Source organism: Peribacillus sp. SIMBA_075, assembly GCF_046534585.1.
The window spans coordinates 117929-135174 of record NZ_JAWRYN010000004.1 but is presented as its reverse complement, the minus strand read 5'-3'; the positions used below and the strand labels follow the sequence as shown (position 1 = coordinate 135174).

13 protein-coding genes and 2 pseudogenes are annotated in these 17246 nt (G+C 39.9%); 6 read left to right on the top strand and 9 right to left on the bottom strand.

The features are described 5' to 3' along the window. Window positions 1–42: 42 nt before the first annotated feature. The 5 genes from SB775_RS05445 to SB775_RS05425 form a co-directional block, all read right to left on the bottom strand. Window positions 43–1683, bottom strand: a complete 1641-nt coding sequence (locus SB775_RS05445; RefSeq protein WP_410860822.1) for a SulP family inorganic anion transporter — start codon at window positions 1681–1683, stop codon at window positions 43–45. A 625-nt stretch (window positions 1684–2308) separates the two neighbouring features. After that, on the bottom strand, window positions 2309–3718 hold the full coding sequence (locus tag SB775_RS05440) for a glycoside hydrolase family 1 protein (protein WP_410860780.1): 1410 nt from the start codon (window positions 3716–3718) through the stop codon (window positions 2309–2311). Between the two features lie 477 nt (window positions 3719–4195). Beyond that, window positions 4196–5317, bottom strand: coding sequence for an NADH-dependent flavin oxidoreductase (locus SB775_RS05435; RefSeq protein WP_410860779.1), 1122 nt, complete (start codon window positions 5315–5317; stop codon window positions 4196–4198). Between the two features lie 21 nt (window positions 5318–5338). After that, window positions 5339–5647, bottom strand: a complete 309-nt coding sequence (locus SB775_RS05430; protein ID WP_061462152.1) for an iron-sulfur cluster assembly accessory protein — start codon at window positions 5645–5647, stop codon at window positions 5339–5341. 109 nt (window positions 5648–5756) lie between these two features. After that, window positions 5757–6743, bottom strand: coding sequence for a Gfo/Idh/MocA family protein (locus SB775_RS05425; RefSeq protein WP_061462151.1), 987 nt, complete (start codon window positions 6741–6743; stop codon window positions 5757–5759). A 205-nt stretch (window positions 6744–6948) separates the two neighbouring features. Here SB775_RS05425 and SB775_RS05420 point away from each other — a divergent pair, with 205 nt between their 5' ends. After that, window positions 6949–7734, top strand: a complete 786-nt coding sequence (locus tag SB775_RS05420; protein WP_089364705.1) for an SDR family oxidoreductase — start codon at window positions 6949–6951, stop codon at window positions 7732–7734. Between the two features lie 262 nt (window positions 7735–7996). Continuing rightward, a pseudogene (locus SB775_RS05415) lies at window positions 7997–8404 on the top strand (transposase); the annotation flags it as partial. A 148-nt stretch (window positions 8405–8552) separates the two neighbouring features. On the opposite strand, the gene SB775_RS05410 reads toward SB775_RS05415, so the two are convergent. After that, entirely contained in the window at window positions 8553–9776 is a 1224-nt protein-coding gene (locus SB775_RS05410) for a multidrug effflux MFS transporter (RefSeq protein ID WP_410860820.1), read from the bottom strand. 400 nt (window positions 9777–10176) lie between these two features. After that, complete coding sequence (locus tag SB775_RS05405; protein ID WP_410860778.1) at window positions 10177–11154, bottom strand: 2-hydroxyacid dehydrogenase; 978 nt, start codon at window positions 11152–11154, stop codon at window positions 10177–10179. A 342-nt stretch (window positions 11155–11496) separates the two neighbouring features. On the opposite strand from SB775_RS05405, the gene SB775_RS05400 reads away from it, so the two are divergent. The 3 genes from SB775_RS05400 (at window position 11497) to SB775_RS05390 (ending at window position 14596) form a co-directional block, all read left to right on the top strand. Next, entirely contained in the window at window positions 11497–12453 is a 957-nt protein-coding gene (locus tag SB775_RS05400; RefSeq protein WP_410860776.1) for an MBL fold metallo-hydrolase, read from the top strand. A 290-nt stretch (window positions 12454–12743) separates the two neighbouring features. Further along, entirely contained in the window at window positions 12744–13946 is a 1203-nt protein-coding gene (locus tag SB775_RS05395; RefSeq protein WP_410860774.1) for a M14 family zinc carboxypeptidase, read from the top strand. A 440-nt stretch (window positions 13947–14386) separates the two neighbouring features. Then, window positions 14387–14596, top strand: a complete 210-nt coding sequence (locus tag SB775_RS05390) for a DDE-type integrase/transposase/recombinase (RefSeq protein ID WP_410860773.1) — start codon at window positions 14387–14389, stop codon at window positions 14594–14596. Window positions 14597–14810: 214 nt separating this feature from the next. On the opposite strand, the gene SB775_RS05385 is transcribed toward SB775_RS05390, so the two are convergent. Both SB775_RS05385 and SB775_RS05380 read right to left on the bottom strand, forming a co-directional pair. Beyond that, the gene (locus SB775_RS05385) at window positions 14811–15782 is read right to left on the bottom strand and encodes a TRM11 family SAM-dependent methyltransferase (RefSeq protein ID WP_410860772.1); all 972 of its coding nucleotides are present in this window, start codon (window positions 15780–15782) and stop codon (window positions 14811–14813) included. 157 nt (window positions 15783–15939) lie between these two features. Continuing rightward, window positions 15940–17031, bottom strand: a complete 1092-nt coding sequence (locus SB775_RS05380; protein ID WP_410860771.1) for a CotH kinase family protein — start codon at window positions 17029–17031, stop codon at window positions 15940–15942. 151 nt (window positions 17032–17182) lie between these two features. On the opposite strand from SB775_RS05380, the pseudogene SB775_RS05375 reads away from it, so the two are divergent. Continuing rightward, window positions 17183–17236 (top strand): annotated as a pseudogene (locus SB775_RS05375) (hypothetical protein); the annotation flags it as partial. Window positions 17237–17246: the final 10 nt, after the last annotated feature.

Sequence of the window (17246 nt, the reverse complement as noted above, 5' to 3'; positions counted from 1 at the left end):
ATAACATAACTATCCTATAAGGTGACCTCGAGGATGAATCTATTAGACTACTTTATCAGAATTGCCCTTCAACTGCTTCTTGGCAAAATACAAGGCATCTTCTTTCGATTTAAAAAAGTGCTGTTTTTCTATCTTATGATACAAACCAGTGCTGAGTAACAATTCCTTTGGTTGCTGCTGGATTCCGGAAATGATTAATTTCCCCTTATATTTTCCGATTCGATTAACAATCGCCAATAGTGCAGCCTCTGCTGAAGTGTCCATATATGTTACCCGGCGCATGCTTAATACCAACACTTTCGTCTTATTATCCAGGTTCGCCAATATCGATGACTCCAGGACGTCTATCGAACCAAAGAAGAGGGGACCTTCCAAGTTATACACGTTGATCTTTGAATCCGAATTATCAATTGGAACAATCTCAGTGATCTCATTACTTCTTTCCCTAACCTTTAACGTTTGGCTCATTTTTGCAATGAAGGTGATGAATGCAATCGATAAGCCGATTCCCACTCCCATGATTAAATCAGTGAAGACAGTGATGAGGAAGGTGACTAGCAAAACCGTCGAATCCGCCGTCTTCGTTTTCAATACATGAGCGAATTCCTTTCTTTCACTCATATTCCAGGCAACAAACATCAATATGGGCGCCATGCTAGCCAAAGGTATATGCGCTGCATATGGAGAAAGTACTAGCAAAACCAGTAAAACGACAATTCCGTGAATGACTCCGGACATCGGGGAGGCTGCCCCGCTTTTTATATTGGTAGCTGTCCTGGCAATAGCACCTGTTGCCGGTATCCCACCGAAGAATGGAGTCGTGATGTTCGCAATCCCTTGGGCAACCAATTCCTTATTACTATCATGCTTGGTTCCCCCCATATTATCGGCCACTGTAGCTGATAACAATGACTCGACACCGCCCAACAAGGCAATGGTAAAAGCAACGGGAAGGAGGGTGATAATGATCTCCACTGAAAGCTCCGGCACTTGGAATTCAGGAAAACCTTTCGGAATCGCTCCATACGTGGAACCAATTGTAGCCACCTTATCGGGAAATAAAAAGTAAGCTGCCATTGTGGATATTAGCAGACCCAGGAGCGGTCCTGGCACTCGTGGCAGGAGTCTAGGTGCCAGCAGTATGACGACAAAACATATGATCGCAACAAACACACTATATATATTGATCGTGTCTGCTTTAATCACCAGTTCCTTCATGTTATCCATGAATGCTTCATGTTTTTCCACTTTCATACCAAAGAAGTTGGCAATTTGCCCCGAGAAGATTATTATCGCAATTCCTGTTGTAAATCCAATGATTACTGGACGGGGGATGAACTTCATCAAATTGCCTAACTTAAGAAGACCCATCAAGACTAATATCATTCCCGCTAAAATTCCGGCAATTAGCAGACTTTCATACCCATATTGCATAACGATTCCAAATAATAAAGGAACAAACGCCCCGGTTGGTCCTCCAATTTGATACTTGGAGCCACCCAAAATCGATATGAGAATTCCAGCTATGATGGTCGTATATAACCCGTATATCGGTTCGACACCTGAAGCAATTGAAAAAGCCAACCCTAAAGGAATGGCTATAACACCTACAACCAATCCTGCCGTTACGTCTTTTTGAAAACCCTTCATGTTATATCCCTGAAATCTAGAATCTTTTATCATCTTTTTCAAACTCACATCCTTATTCGTTTTTTAAGATTGGAATCTACCATCATCAGGAAAAATGACATTCTTTCATTTAAGAGGGAGTTACACGATCGAAAATAAATTAACTATTGTAGAGGATACTATCCTTTCAACGGGACTGATTCGTTCACTACAAACATGCGGGGGGCCTTTCCAAAACTAAGGAATAATCGTCATATGCACTCTCCTTTTGTAAGGTTATTTGACATGGTTCTTGCCACGCTTCAACATTATACAGTAAAACGTAAAACTGTACATTGTTAGTAACGTTAACATTTGTTTACAACTTTTTGCATCTTTTTACATTTACATTACAATCCGGGACCATACTTCCAGCCTGGTAAATTTGAAGCCGGAGATTTAGACTAGGAATCAGGAGGTTTGACCTTTCGACTAATTCCCCATTCAGCTCATGGTGTAGTTTTGAAACTAATTTGGATCAAATTAAGACCAGGAATCTTGATTAATGAACAATAGAAAGAGCATGTTTGAAAAGGTTGCTCAAACATGCTCTTACCTTAGTCCGACTAAATGATGCATTCAATCATTACCTTATAAATAAGAAAACCTCTTGATTGAAATCAAGAGGTTTTCTTATTATTTACAGCTCTTCCCCTCTCGTCTCGATAATATGCTTATACCAATGAAACGACAGCTTCTTTTTTCGTTTTAACTGATCATGATGATCCACGTAAATAAATCCGTATTGCTTCTTATACCCGTTTAACCAACTTAATAGATCAATGACAGACCATGCATAATACCCTTTTATATGGATGCCTTCTTTGATTGCACGCTTAATCACTTTTAAGTGTTCCTCAATATATTTAATACGGGGAACATCCACTATTTCACCATCGATAATCGGATCCTCATCACCAAGTCCGTTTTCTGTAACATACATTTTAATATCACCATAACGCTCTTTTAACATATGCAGCCCATCTAAAAATCCTTGAGGTGAGATTTCCCAGCCCCATTTTGTATATGTTTTATCTTCCATTTTTACGGTCCGATAAAAGCCATCAAAAGACGGGTTCCCTGGAGCGAGGGTAGATGTTTCTCTTGAATGCTCCACGTTTGAAACAGCTTCGCGATTTTTTTCCACCCGAATGGGCTGGTAATAATTTAGTCCAATAAAATCATTGTTCTCCGCATTTCTTTTTAACGTATCCAGTTCTTCTTCAGTCCAACTTGGCGTCCAGCCTTTCTCCTTTAATTGCTCAACCACATAAGATGGATATTCACCTTTTAAAATTGTGTCATAATACCAAAAAGTTTCATATTCATTGGCATGCCGAGCAGCTAATACATTCTCATGTTTATCATCTATACTGTAAGCTGGCAGGAAAACATGGGTAATCCCAATTTCTCCGTAATGATTCAGTGCCTTGTATACCTCTACCGCTTTGGCATGTGCATAAAAAACATAATGTGTCGCTTGAAAGTATTTATTTTCATCGTTTTGGATTCCAGGCGGGTGCGCTCCTTTTAAATACCCTAAACCGCAAAACATAACCGTTTCATTAAACGTGATCCAATGTTTGACGCGGTCTCCGAATGCGCGAAAACAAATCTCCGCATACTTGACGAATGCTTCAGCTGTTCGCTTATTCGTCCATCCCCCATCTCGTTCAAGCGTCAAAGGCAAATCCCAATGATACAGCGTAACAAATGGAACAATCCCATATTTTAAGCATTCATTAATCACATTATTATAAAATTCCAAGCCTTTTTCATTTACTTCCCCATCACCTGTTGGCAAAATACGGGCCCATGAAATGGAGAAGCGATATGATTCAAGTCCCATCTCTGCCATTAATTTAATATCCTCTTTGTAACGATGATAATGGTCTATGGCTACATCCCCGTTTGTACCTTCAAAAGTTTTCCCCGGAATCTTTGAAAAGACATCCCAATTCGTTACACCTTTTCCATCCTCATCCCATGCACCTTCTATTTGAAAAGAAGCAGAGGCTGCTCCTAATAAAAAATCGTGCGGAAACTTCATTGCAACGCCCCTTTTTATACCATCTTATTAAATTGATAATAATACATTTTATTTATTGGTACAAATATTAATGCAATTATATAATTTTTTTCAGTATATGACTACAGAATCTTCGTAAAAACATATGTGTTATAGATAGTATTCACTGTAATGAAATGATTAAATCGAGTGCCAATACTAAAATAAACGTTTGTTCGTTCTGCTGATTCAATGCTTCTACTTTGGCCGAAGTTGATATTCTTTTTTGAACTAATAGAATAATAAAGCAATTTGCCCTAGAAACAAGCTTTTCGGCAATTAAATATACTCGGTTTCGAATGTGCGTAATATACGTATGACAGTTACATTTTAATTGAATTCCACATCAGATATTTTATCGGTTTGCCCGTTTCTCAATCTCGGTTTATTGTGTGAATGCAACAAAAACCCGTCCACCTATAGAGGACGGGTAACTCATCTATTCATGGTGTTTCATCATCACTCCACAACCGGGAGCCAACCTTTTATCCCGATCAACTTTTCCCAAAGCGGATCTGGAATGACAAGTTCTTCCTGATCTTTTTTCGAAAGGGTTGTCCGTATTTCCACTTCTTTTCCAGACCTGATTTTTTCAATCCAATGCGGTTCCATAAGAAGCTCACGGCCAAGGGCGATAAATGGGACACCCGTTTCCATAGCTTCTGCAACTTCATCAGGGGTATGCAGGGCCCCTACACCGACAACCGGGATACGATTCCCAACTTTGTCGTAGATCTTAACGATGCGAGACTTTGTCCTATCACTCTCACGGAAAGACCCATTCCAGAAGTGACCTACCGATATATGTAGATAATCCAGGTTTTGATTCGCTAATCTATCAACAAACTGGAGCGTATCATCCAAAGTGATTCCAGGATTGCTGCCTTCTTCTGGAGAAAGGCGGTAGCCAATTATAAACGGCTTTTCTGCATGGTCGGCAACCGTTCTCTCGACTTCATTCACAATGGTAAGCGGGAAAATCAATCGTTTTCCCAATGTTCCGCCCCATTTATCCGTACGGCGGTTCGAGTGTGGCGAGAAGAATTGTTGAAGCAAGTAAGTATTGGCACCATGGATTTCCACACCATCAAATCCTGCTTCGATGGCCCTTCTTGTTGCTTCTCCAAATGCCTTAATTACGTCTTGTATTTCATCCTCACCCATTTCCCGCGGTACCGGTGCTTCATCGTTGGAAGCAATGGCACTTGCAGAAACAGGTTGGCTATCTGGCAATAATTCCGGAGGACTTTGCCGGCCTCCATGATATATTTGCAATATCGCTTTTGACCCATTAGACTGAATCGTTTCCGCTAATTTTCTCAAAGATGGGATAAATGAATCGTCATCTGCACTAAATTGACCCGGGAATCCCTTTCCTCCGGCAGATACATAGGCACATGCCGTGACCACCGCACCTACACCAGCCGAGCGTTCAGCGTAATAGGCCAGTTCATCATCGGTTACAACACCTTGATCATCCGAAGAATAAGTGGTCATAGGAGCCATCATGATACGATTTTTCACTTCTACCCCTGATGGAAATTTATATGGTTGAAAGATCTTTTCGTATTTTTGATTCATGCCAAATCCTCCCCCTTAATCTTAATTGTGATGATGTCCGTGCGGCTCTTTAGAAGGGTTCGTGATTTCAAAGCCTTCTTCAGGTACATAAAAATATTTAATCCAGACGCCATCCAGAAATTCCTCACGTGAATCAAGCAAGATATCGATATCTTTATCTGTTTTGACGATTTCATCATGCTCTGCCGGTGTATCTAGTTTCATCTCATAATGGGCATGATCGCCATGCATATGCGTGATATATACACGAATCATTTTCCCTTCGGCTTCATCAGTGCCCAGCATTTTTTGTAAGACCTTTGCTGCATTACGATTAATTTTGCAATTCATGTCCATTCCTCCAACAATAAAAATTTCCATGTACTAAATTCTACCCAATTAAGGGGTAACAGTAACATCCATTTATATCCTTCCTGCTTGGCCATGTCCAATTAAGTTCTTATAATCGGTCTGAAGGAAAGACGACGCCAATTTGCTTTCTTGCTTCATCCATGATTTCCATAGTCAACAGTGAATTAGAATATGAATTTATATCGGACTCCATTTTCCCCTGCTGTATCAATTCAACAAATTCTTTCGCTTCATAATACATGGTAGGCATATCCTGTTTAGCCGAAATGCTTTCAGTTGTTCCATCCCGATACTGGATTTCCACCGCTTGCGGTCCTGAAATTTTCTGAATGAGGATGCTTCCAAGTTCACCTTGAATTTCCGATGGCAAATTGGATTCGGTAATCTTCGAAAACATGACGACCGCCTCCATTTCATCATAGGAAAGCAAGATCGTACCCTGTCCATCAACTCCTGATTCAAGCATCGTTCCTGACGCCTGCACCTTATTTGGTTTACCGAATAGTACAACAAGTGGATAGAGGACATAAATACCTAAATCCATTAAAGAACCATTAGAGAATTCAGGATTGAATGCATTCAGCACAGTGCCTTGTTTATACGAATCATAGCGAGATGAATATTGACAAAAGCTTCCCGAAAAACGTCGTATCTTCCCGATTTTATCCAGATTCCCCTTTATACTTTCGAAATTCGGCATGATGGTCGACTTCATCGCTTCCATCAATAGCACTTCATTTTGTTTTGCAGCTTCAAACATTTCCATTACTTCTGCCGCATTTGAGGCCATTGGTTTTTCACATAATACATGTTTTTTATTTTGTAAAAACAACACGGCTTGCCTGCAATGATGAGAGTTAGGGCTGGCAATATATACAGCATCGATCTCATCGCTGGCCGCCATTTCTTCTAAATTTGTAAAAATCGTATGTACATCGTATTTATTGGCAAATTCCTTGGCTTTCGCTTCTGTACGTGAATACACGGCGGTTAAAGATAAATCCGCTACATGCTTTACAGCCTCCAAAAATCGTTCCGTGATCCAATTTGTACCTATTACCCCTATTCGTATCAACAGCCTATCCCCTTTCAAGCTAACTTATCATGTCCTCAATATACAGACATTTCCTTGAAAAACAAAGAATAATGAACACTGGCAACCGTTTAAATTGGATTTTTCAGGCAATATTCGTTTATAATTTTCCTATATAACCACTGCCATGATGTTTCTACATACTCCCTAAACGGGAAAGAAAACTTAAAAGGAGCGTGTGAAGTTTATGACAGATTTAATGAGAAACAAAGTTGCCATCATTACCGGTGGAGGATCTGGAATTGGCCGCGGTGCAGCACTTAAACTTGCTGAAAACGGCGCAAACATCATCTTTTTTGACCGTACAGTCGAAAATGCCGAAAAGGTGAAGGAAGAAGTGGAAAACCTGGGCAGAGAGGCTTTAATCATTAAAACGGATGTTTCCAAGGCTGAGCAAGTTGAACATGCCTACAAGGCCGCCTATGACCATTTTGGCAAAATTGATTTTGTATTTGCAAACGCAGGCATAAACGGAGTGATAGCCCCTATTGAAGATATAAAGCCAGAAGATTGGGATCAGACACATACCATCAACCTCAAAGGCACCTTTCTCACCATCAAATACGCCATTCCCTATATGAAGGAAACGGGTGGCAGCATCGTAATTAATAGCTCCATCAACGGAAACCGATATTTCAAGAATTTTGGATTTTCCGCCTATAGCTCATCCAAAGCTGGTCAAGTCGCTTTTGGTAAAATGGCTGCACTCGAATTGGCAAAATATAAAATCAGGGTGAACACCATTTGTCCCGGCTCCATCGATACGAACATTCACGATAACACTTTCCCGGAAGATGAAAACTTAAAAAAAATCAGGATTCCAATAGAATATCCGCAAGGTTCTCAGCCCCTGGCGAAGAAAGCAGGGACTACCGAACAAGCTGGTGATCTCGTATTGTTTCTAGCATCAGACATGTCCTCCCATATTACGGGCACGGAAGTTTATATCGATGGAGCAGAATCTCTATTATAATTCATACTTCCCCCTCTAGATATTCCATTAAAAGGAAAAAGCTGAAATCCCATTTAGGATTTCAGCTTTCAGACTGTAGCGTTGATTTCCACTCCAGGCACTCGCTTTCCGCCGGCGGTCCGGGAGCCTCCTCGGCTTGCGCCTTTGGTGTCTCCCCTAGACGCGCTTTTCCCGCAGGAGTCTCGCGCCTTCCGCTCCAATCAACTTTGTTATAAAATTTAGATAAAATCTCTTTTGCCTACAGTCTTTTTTGTTTTAAAATTTCTGCAAACATGACTATGTTTACGATGAACATTTTTTTTGCCCATCGGCGAGATTTTAAAGTACTCAACAACGAATTACGAGGGCTATCGCGAGACAAAACACCAAAACACATTTGTGTGACATGTCCATTTTTATCAAGGTGACCGAAAGTACTGACCATCAAAAAGTAGTGACACGTCATATCTGGCAAGATTATATGAAAGAAGCCGATCATCTGCGTCATCATCAAGATGTAAAACCTATCTATGCGGAGCGTGTTTTCGCAGATGCAAAAGAAAAGCATGGCATGCGTTGGATTACTTTAAGGGGACTTAAAAAATTGTCGATGCAGGCGATGCTCACTTTCACTGCCATGAATGTAAAGAAGATGGCCAATTGGACATGGCAAGGTCCAAAAATGGCCTAACATAGGGGGCTCATAGAGACCCAATTCCTTAATATTGAGCAAAATTCAAAGGGAATTTCAAAAGGGGTTCGGAATGTTTTAATTCCGAATCCCTTTTGTCTACAAACTGAAAGCTGAAAGCCCATATTAGGATTTCAGCTTTTCCTTTTTAAGTAACTTTCCTTAACCCACGACGGGCAAGAATCAAATAAGCGAACATGGCAACGAAATGACAACTTACCATCACAATTCCCATCGGCAAGGATGACTCACCTGAACCTAGGCCTACCAGCGGAGCCATTAGTGATCCCAATATAAAAGGAAGCAGTCCGATTAGAGCGGAAGCACTGCCTGCTGTTTTTTTCTGATTTTGCATCGCTAACGAAAAACTCATTGTACCGACGATACCGACGCTGGAAACGGAGAGGAACAAAGCGACCAAGATTCCTGCCAGCCCAATTTCGAGAAAGACTGAGGCAAGAAGGAATATTCCTCCAAACAAAGCAAGACATAATCCCATTTGAAGCAGCTTTTCTTCTTTAACCTTCCCCGCCAGCTTTCCGGCAACTTGGGAAGCAATGATGATTCCCATTCCGTTTATTGCAAAGATCAGGCTGAATGTCTGTGGGGAAACCCCATAAATATTCTGGAGAACAAAAGGCGATCCGGAAATATAAGCGAACATAGCGGCACTTATGAACCCTTGTGAAAAAGCATAGCCCATAAACACCCTATCCTTCAATAAATTCCCAAATGTCTTGATTGTATCGTTTATCCCACCAGCACTCCTGAGATTAGGCGATAAAGTTTCCCTTATCCCAAAAAATGCAGCCGCAACCATAAGGACACCTAATACACAAATGACTATGAAAACTCCCCGCCAAGAAGTGAATTGCAAAAGTTGACCGCCAAAAACTGGTGCCAAAATCGGTGCCGCCCCATTTACCAGCATTAACATGGAGAAGAATTTGGTCAAATCCGTTCCTGAAAAAAGGTCACGAACTATGGCCCTTGAAATGACAATGCCTCCTGCTCCAGCAATACCTTGGATCAAACGTAATAATAAAAGCAATTCAATGGATGGAGCAAAAGCACATAACAATGATGAAATACTATAAATGGATAATGATATGATTAACGGTGTCCGTCTTCCTTTTGCATCACTTAGCGGCCCTAAATAAATTTGGCCTAAAGCTAATCCTAACAAGCAGGCAGTCAAACTCAGCTGGGCTAAAGACGTACTGCTTTCCAGATCCACAGCTAGTCTAGGGAGACCCGGTAAGTACATATCAAGTGACAATGGTCCAATCGCTGCAAAAGACCCAAGCATAAGAGCCATCAACAGCCTTTTGGATTTAGTCATTTCGTTGCCTGTTGATATCGTTTCTTTCATTTCAATCATTATTACCCTATCCCTTTCAACTAATTGTTTTTTTCCCTAAATAAAACCCGACTTTCTTTATTTTACAAAAAACCCGAACAATTTACGATAAGTATGCTTCACTTGAATTGGATGCTTACTGACAGCAATCCTTCAATGTGGTTCCCTATTAATCTGCCTATGCTTCGAAACTCCAAAATCTCAGTGAAAAGAACAAAATCAAATATCAGGATACTTGATTTTGATACTGCGAACCTAAGGCAAACATGGCCCTCATAAAACAAATTCCACCTTTTAAAGGCGAAACAATTCCCCACCTTCAGATGTGACTTCATTTAAACATTATTTTCAACTTCGGCTTATGACTAAGGTATCGATTGAAATTCCCCATAAAAAAGACCCCATTTTGGGGTCATTTTCCTTTATTCAACAATACTAAATTACGGGGAGAATCACCAGATAATCCTTCCTTCAAGTTTTGTACAGCAAGAGTTGCCATTTTTAATCTTGTGGCAATACTTGCACTCCCGATATGGGGTAATGTAACCACATTGGGCAATGTAAGCAGAGGGTGATCCAAAGGAACGGGTTCTTCTTCAAATACATCCAGTCCAGCCGCCCAAATCTCCTGATTTTTCAGCGCCTGATATAACGCGTTTTCATCAATTATCCCGCCTCTTGCGGTATTAATGAGCACAGCCGTCCCTTTCATTAATCCCAGCTGCTCCTTGCCGATCATATAAGCGGTTTCCGGTGTGAGCGGCAGCATGACACAAACGAAATCCGAGATTTGGAGCAATTTTTCAAGGGGCTGATATTCGATTCCCAATTCTTTTTCCTTTTCATACTTTCGGCTACGATTAAAATAAACTAAGTTCATATCAAATCCCTTTGCTCTTTTTGCAAGGGCTTCACCAATCCTCCCTAACCCGATGATACCCAGCGTCGCACCGTTTACATCTTGTCCGGTCAGTTGCATTGGCGACCACGTTTCCCATCTCCCACTCCTTAAATAATCTTCTGCCTCCATCAACCTCCTTGCCGTTGCAAGGAGCAAGCCGAAGGTTAAATCGGCTGTCGTTTCCGTTAAGACCCCCGGTGTGTTCGTTACCATGATGCCCCGTTTAGTTGCACTTTGAACATCAATATTATTATGGCCTACTGCCATATTCGCGATGATTTTCAGATTAGCCGCCTTTTCAATCAGTGACTCGTCGATTTGTTCCGTCAACAAACAAAGCAGCCCGTCTACTTCTTGCATTTCTTGTTCAAGGACTTCTCTAGGGACCGGTATATCCTCTTGGTCCCACATCCTGACATCATAATTCCCACTAAGACCATCGATGATTTGTTCCGGCAATTTCCTTGTAATATAAATTTTAGGCTTCAAACCATAACCCCCCATACCGTTTTTTTATTCATGGAGCCACACTTGCTTCATTCGTCATGCATTCAGATTTCATTTCATATAAGACTTCAAAATAAGTAATGATAATATTGGCTAAGTAACCGGCTTGTTTATTCAATTTTAAAATAAACTAGATAATTAGACCATTCATTTCCAATCATTCTTACTATTAAATTATTGTTTATCTGAAAGCTTCCGCTTGACAGTTTCATTTCATTCAACTAATCATAAATAATAACCTTTTAATTCTATTCTTACTTTATTTAGTAATGTCGCAATTTTTCAGATGAAGTTTATCTCGATTTAGGAGGATATGGGACGTTCATGAAAAACAATAAAATTTATCCAATTATAGCTCCAAGCGCTTTATCTTTAAAAAGTATAAACTTTTATTTAGTCAAACAGGATGAATCTTTAACATTAGTCGATGCTGGTATGAATGATGACGTTTGCTGGAATGCACTGCAGCAAACCTTAAAGGAAAATGGATTTACCGTTGGGGATATCACGGGAATTTTATTAACCCATCATCATGGGGACCATGTTGGTTTGGTCAACCGGATTACTGAACTCCATCCTATTCCCGTCTATGCCCATTCTAAATCCGTTCCCCGTCTAAAACGGGACCCTGACTTCTTAAATATGAGAATAGAATTTTATAAGCAGCTTTACATTGAGATGGGCTGTGGCGAACTTGGAGATAAACAAGTAGCATACCTTTTCAACGCGGTCGACAATAATAAAGATCAAAAACTGAATTGTGACATCATCGCAATCACAGGAAAACAATGGCTGAATTTTGAAGTGATCGAATTTCCCGGGCATGCCCCGGATCAAATTGCTTTCCTTGACCAAAAAGGGAAACTGCTTCTTTCCGGTGATTTATTGATTGAACATATTTCAAGTAACGCCTTGATCGAACCTGATGAAAACGGCAATAGGATGCTGACCCTTGTCGATCATATCGATTCATTAAAGCGATGTTTAGCATTACAGGTGAATCTCCTCTTACCAGGTCATGGCAACATCATGGAACAACCTGGTCCATTGATTGAAAAAAGACTCAATAGCATTGAGAGAAAGTCACAAAAAATCCTGGCCTTAATAGAATCTGGAATTTCTACAGGAAATGAACTGGCAAAGGAATTTTACAAACAAAAGTATACATCAGAATTCCCGCTCGTCATGTCAGAAATCATCGGCCATTTGGATTACTTGGAATATCAGGGGAAGGTCAAGAAACAACTTATCGAATATGTAGTTCATTATCAAACTAAGTGACAATCAATAAGGCTGAATAGATATTATCCCCACTGTCCCCTCAGTGAGGATTTTACTATGTCTAGAAAAAATAATAGCTTCTTGAAAGTTAAAGATTCAAGCAGTTCAAGGTTATCTAAATGGTATGGATACCGTCGGATGAAAATTGCGCTGCGTGGTGAACTGTCATTTTGGATTGAATTTTTCTTTTCACATTTATAGGCCTTTTTAGGTGTTTTTAATAATCCAACAGGAAAAAGAAGAGAAAACGAAGAATTTATCTGAATATTGGATATTTTCAAAAAAGGAGAATGAATGTGAAAAATAAGCTTTTTAAGGTTTTAAGTTCAACAGTAATAGCAGCAGCATTACTTGGCCCTAATGTCAGCTTTGCTGAACGAGGACCAAACCCGACAGGTGGAACGAATCTTTCTACTGAAGCATTCCTTAATTATGACGAGCTTGTAAAAAAATTAAATCAACTTGAGCAAGTGAGTAAAGGGAAAGTAAAAGTAGAAGTGGCTGGACAAACAAATCAGGGGCGTTCCATTCACAAGGTAACGGTCGGTCATGGTGACAAAGTCGTTCTTATTCAAAGTGAAATTCACGGAAATGAAAAAACAGGAACTGTTGCGTTATTGAACATTCTTGAAAACCTTGGTCAAAGCAACTCGCCTGAGGTAAAGAAAATGCTTGATGAATTAACAATCGTTGCTATTCCAATGATGAACGTAGACGCCTCAGAGCTTGATCGCCGTGGAAATGAGATGACATGGTCAGAGGTTGTAGGGAAATTCCCACAACTTTCAAATGTGAAACCCGCTTGGAACTATTACACGATTCCCAGATCTGGAGACGACTATGCTAGCAAACCGGGATTTGATGTTAATCGTGACTTTAATCCAAACCTTAACTATGTACCAAAGCCTCAAGACTTCCCGGGGGCATCTGAAAAGCCGGGCTGGTTTATTACACCTGAATCGCAAACGGTACGTGACATATATAAAGGGTTAAAATCGAAATTTGGTAAAGTGGATGTTTTTATCGACCTTCATCACCAAGGGTTCCCATATATCGAAGGAACTGATGATCGTGTAACAATGTCAATATCCGGAAAATTCGTTGCCAACCCAAGCACTCCTGCAGGGGCTAAATATGCAGAGTATGCAGATAATTTTAAATATGATTTCTCCCGTCAGTTGACACTTACTGCGTATAACGCACTACAAGCAAAAGGGAATTCCGTGTTTACAAATATTTCATTGTACGATCAATCTATCGACCTGCCAGGTACTGCTTTAGGAACGTTTGCTTTAAACGGAAGTGGTACGGTTCTATTTGAAGTAAGTGGACAAACACAAAACTTTGGGCAAAAAAAGAAAGGCCAGCTAGTAAACACGGTTGAAACGGGTCTAATGGGTATTATCAATGGTGTAACAGATGGATCGGTTCATAATCTTAATCCATCAGACTATGAAAATATTCCTGAAAGTTCATCTACACCGGGATTCTAATCACGTTGAAACTTAAATTTAAAAGCGGCTATCTCAATAGATAAATTGATATTATCCCCTCTAAGTGGACAGTGTAAAAAACGTTCATTCTTGGAGAGGGATTTTATTATGCCTGGAAAAAATAACGCTACTCTTGTGAGTTAAAGATTCAAGCAGTTCAAAGTTTTCTAAATGGTATGGATGTCCTCGAGTGAAAATTGCATTGCGGTCGAGGCTTTTTCGTCATTCACAAAAAAGTATATGCTTAATGTGGGAATTACAAGTACAGTCCATTATTAGAAGGGAAACCGCGTTTCTTTAAAGGCGAATACTCTAGAACCTATCCACATTTGAACGGAAATTTCAGAATAGAGCCCACTGAAGTACTCGTTAGGGATATTACCTATATTTGCTGAAGTGTGGATTTTCATTATTTATCTGCCGTATAAGACATTATAACAATGAGATTATTGCTTGGAAGTTGTCTTCACGGAAGGGATTTACATCTTGTGTTGGATAGATTAAATTCAGTAACAGAAAAAAGAAATGTGTACAGAACCATTCTCCATTCGGATCAAGGGTTTCAATACACATCTCACGCCTATCATAAGCAATTAGCACAACTGGGTGTTATTGGAAGCCCCTTTCGTAAGGGAAACTGTCATTTATAATGCTTGTATTGAATCAGAATGTATTTTTGTAAATCACTTTGAATCTGAAAATAACTACAAGCAGCCATTGTGAACGATTCCAAATAAGACTCTGCCACATCGCACCGATAGAATATCGATGCCAGATGGCAACTTAGCCTTTTTAGTTGTCTGTTTTACAGGGGTAACTTCAAATTCTTAAAGATTTCAGCTTTTTTCACCTTGCTGACGAAACTTATACACACACTACAACTTGTCTGGAAAAAATGCCTTTCCTCGCTACACAGCGATCAGCAATTTCAAATCCTGCTTCTTCAATCATATGATCCATCGTGTCAATCGTAACGACAACGACCTTGTCAGCAAAGCCCCTCGCATGTTTAAGGATCGATAGCTGATCTTCCGGCGTCGCATGCGTATATAAATTGTAAGGCATATCGATAATCGCTACATCATATTTACTGGTGACCTCCGAAATCGGACCTGTAGTTACGTCACCTTCGAGTCCGAAATAGGCAATGTTCTCCCTGGAACCGTCAGTAACAAGTGGGTTGATATCTCGGCCAACAATATTTATCCCCATTGATAGTGCTTCCACCAATACCGTTCCAATTCCGCAGCATGGATCAATGGCCTTCACTCCATCTGGATGTGGAACGGCTATGTTGGCAATGGCCCTCGCCACTCGTGTGCTAAGTGCTGTTGAATATTCACGCGGCTTCTTCATATGATGTAACCAAACCGCTTCAGGTTTTACATACTTCCCAAAATACCAACGGCCGCCCAGGGTCACTATTCCATAAACCTGATCAGGATTTCTCACATCGGCATCCCCCTGAATGTGCCAGCCAATCTCCCGTTCAATTTCACGCTGTCCATCATAATCTATTTTTTCTTCTTTATTAAGATCATTAATTTTTACGAATAACACTTTGAACGTCGAATCAGGCAATTTTATATCCTTCACTTGCTCAACAATTTCGGATATGCTATCCCCTTCAAACATGACATCGACCCGTCCTTTTATAAAGGGACTTCTGCTCGGTTCAATTTTTATATCACTTTTTAGTATATTTTCTGAAGCCTCAAAGCCAAAGAACGAGCGCATCTCCATTTTAGATAATGAGCGTTCGTCAGGGCTGCACGTAAAGGTGTATATATATGCCGGTATACGGCTTTGATTAGTCAATCCATTCCCATCCTTCATTTGCTATAGATTATATCTTTCTATCAAACATAGCTGTAATAGGATGGAAAAGCAAATGGAATCGTACAGAAAAAACAACAGGAATGCTTTTCTTTCATGCTCCCGTTATTTTTTCCCATTTCCAATTATAATTTTCAAAGTTAAAGTATGGAAATCATTAATCTAATTTATGCAGCCGACCCTTTATATACTTTGCACGGCTCTCTATGAATTTCAGGATAAAATCAGGCTCATTATCAAAAGTTTTCTTATTATCCTTGATATATGGATCTTTTGAAACATAAGGACTTATTTGATCATGCATTCCCTGAATGATGGGTTTCATATGCTTAACGTTAAACCGGGTGTTCAAAATCCCCTTTAGGAGTCTTTGGTATCGAACACGAAATGCCCTTACATCAAGGATTCTAGCAGTCAATGTATTGAATCCCTCGATTCCCACATAATCCTCTTCCATCACTTTTCCGTTAACATCCCTGCCCCATGTCGCATCATAATCCCATGGAATCATTTCAAAGAGTCCAGTATCTCCATTTCGATACAGGGCATAGTTGTGAACAAACCCATCATAGTTTTGCGTGAATATGACACCAGCCAGCCAGCGCAGGTACTTTTCCACATCGACATAATTTACGATTTCCCTTTCAAAATCCGCCCTTGAAATTGTATTGATTTGGATAATCAATTCTTGTAAATATAATTCATCCTTTGCTGACCCGCATTTTTTTTGATATCCCATTTCCAATGATTTTTTGATTCCTTTATCCAAATCACTCATCAATGAAAAATTTGCATCACCGTCCACTGCATAGAAAATTGATCCCTTAGGAAGATCCCTATTCTTCAAATAAAATTCATCCACTGATTCCAATTCTAGATATATTCCCTCGTCCTTCCCGTTCAGATTCAGGAAAACAAACTGGGATTTCGGTGATAAAGTCCCGATATCCGCAAAAAAGTCTAAAGATAATTTATTTCTTAGTAAAGATTTATCCTTATACTCAGCATTTAAATGAACTTCCTTAGCATTCCTAAAAGTATTAGGTTTATAAAAGACTACATTATAAGACTTTTTCTGGAAACCGCGGATATGTGAGCCACGGTAAACAATATCAATATCCAATTTTTTTCTGTTAATGGTTAACTTTGCAGGTAAAGGATCATTGCACCATATATCCCTGCGAAGTTCCTTTAAATTTACCGGTGGAATAAAAAGCTGATATACAGGCAGCTTCTGGTCATTATTCATATAGCCCTTCCCTTTCACTTTCCTATTAAATTATGGGAAAAAGCGAAGGACGTCACAAAAAAACAACTTTTTTTTTCAAAAAAGTTGTGCGTTTATCACTAGCACATTACGTACAAGCCGAATAGTCTAACGTATAGAAAGGAGGATATATATGTCAAACATCATTCGTGATATACAAAATGCGGTGGATAGAGCCAATTCCTTCGGGTTAAGCG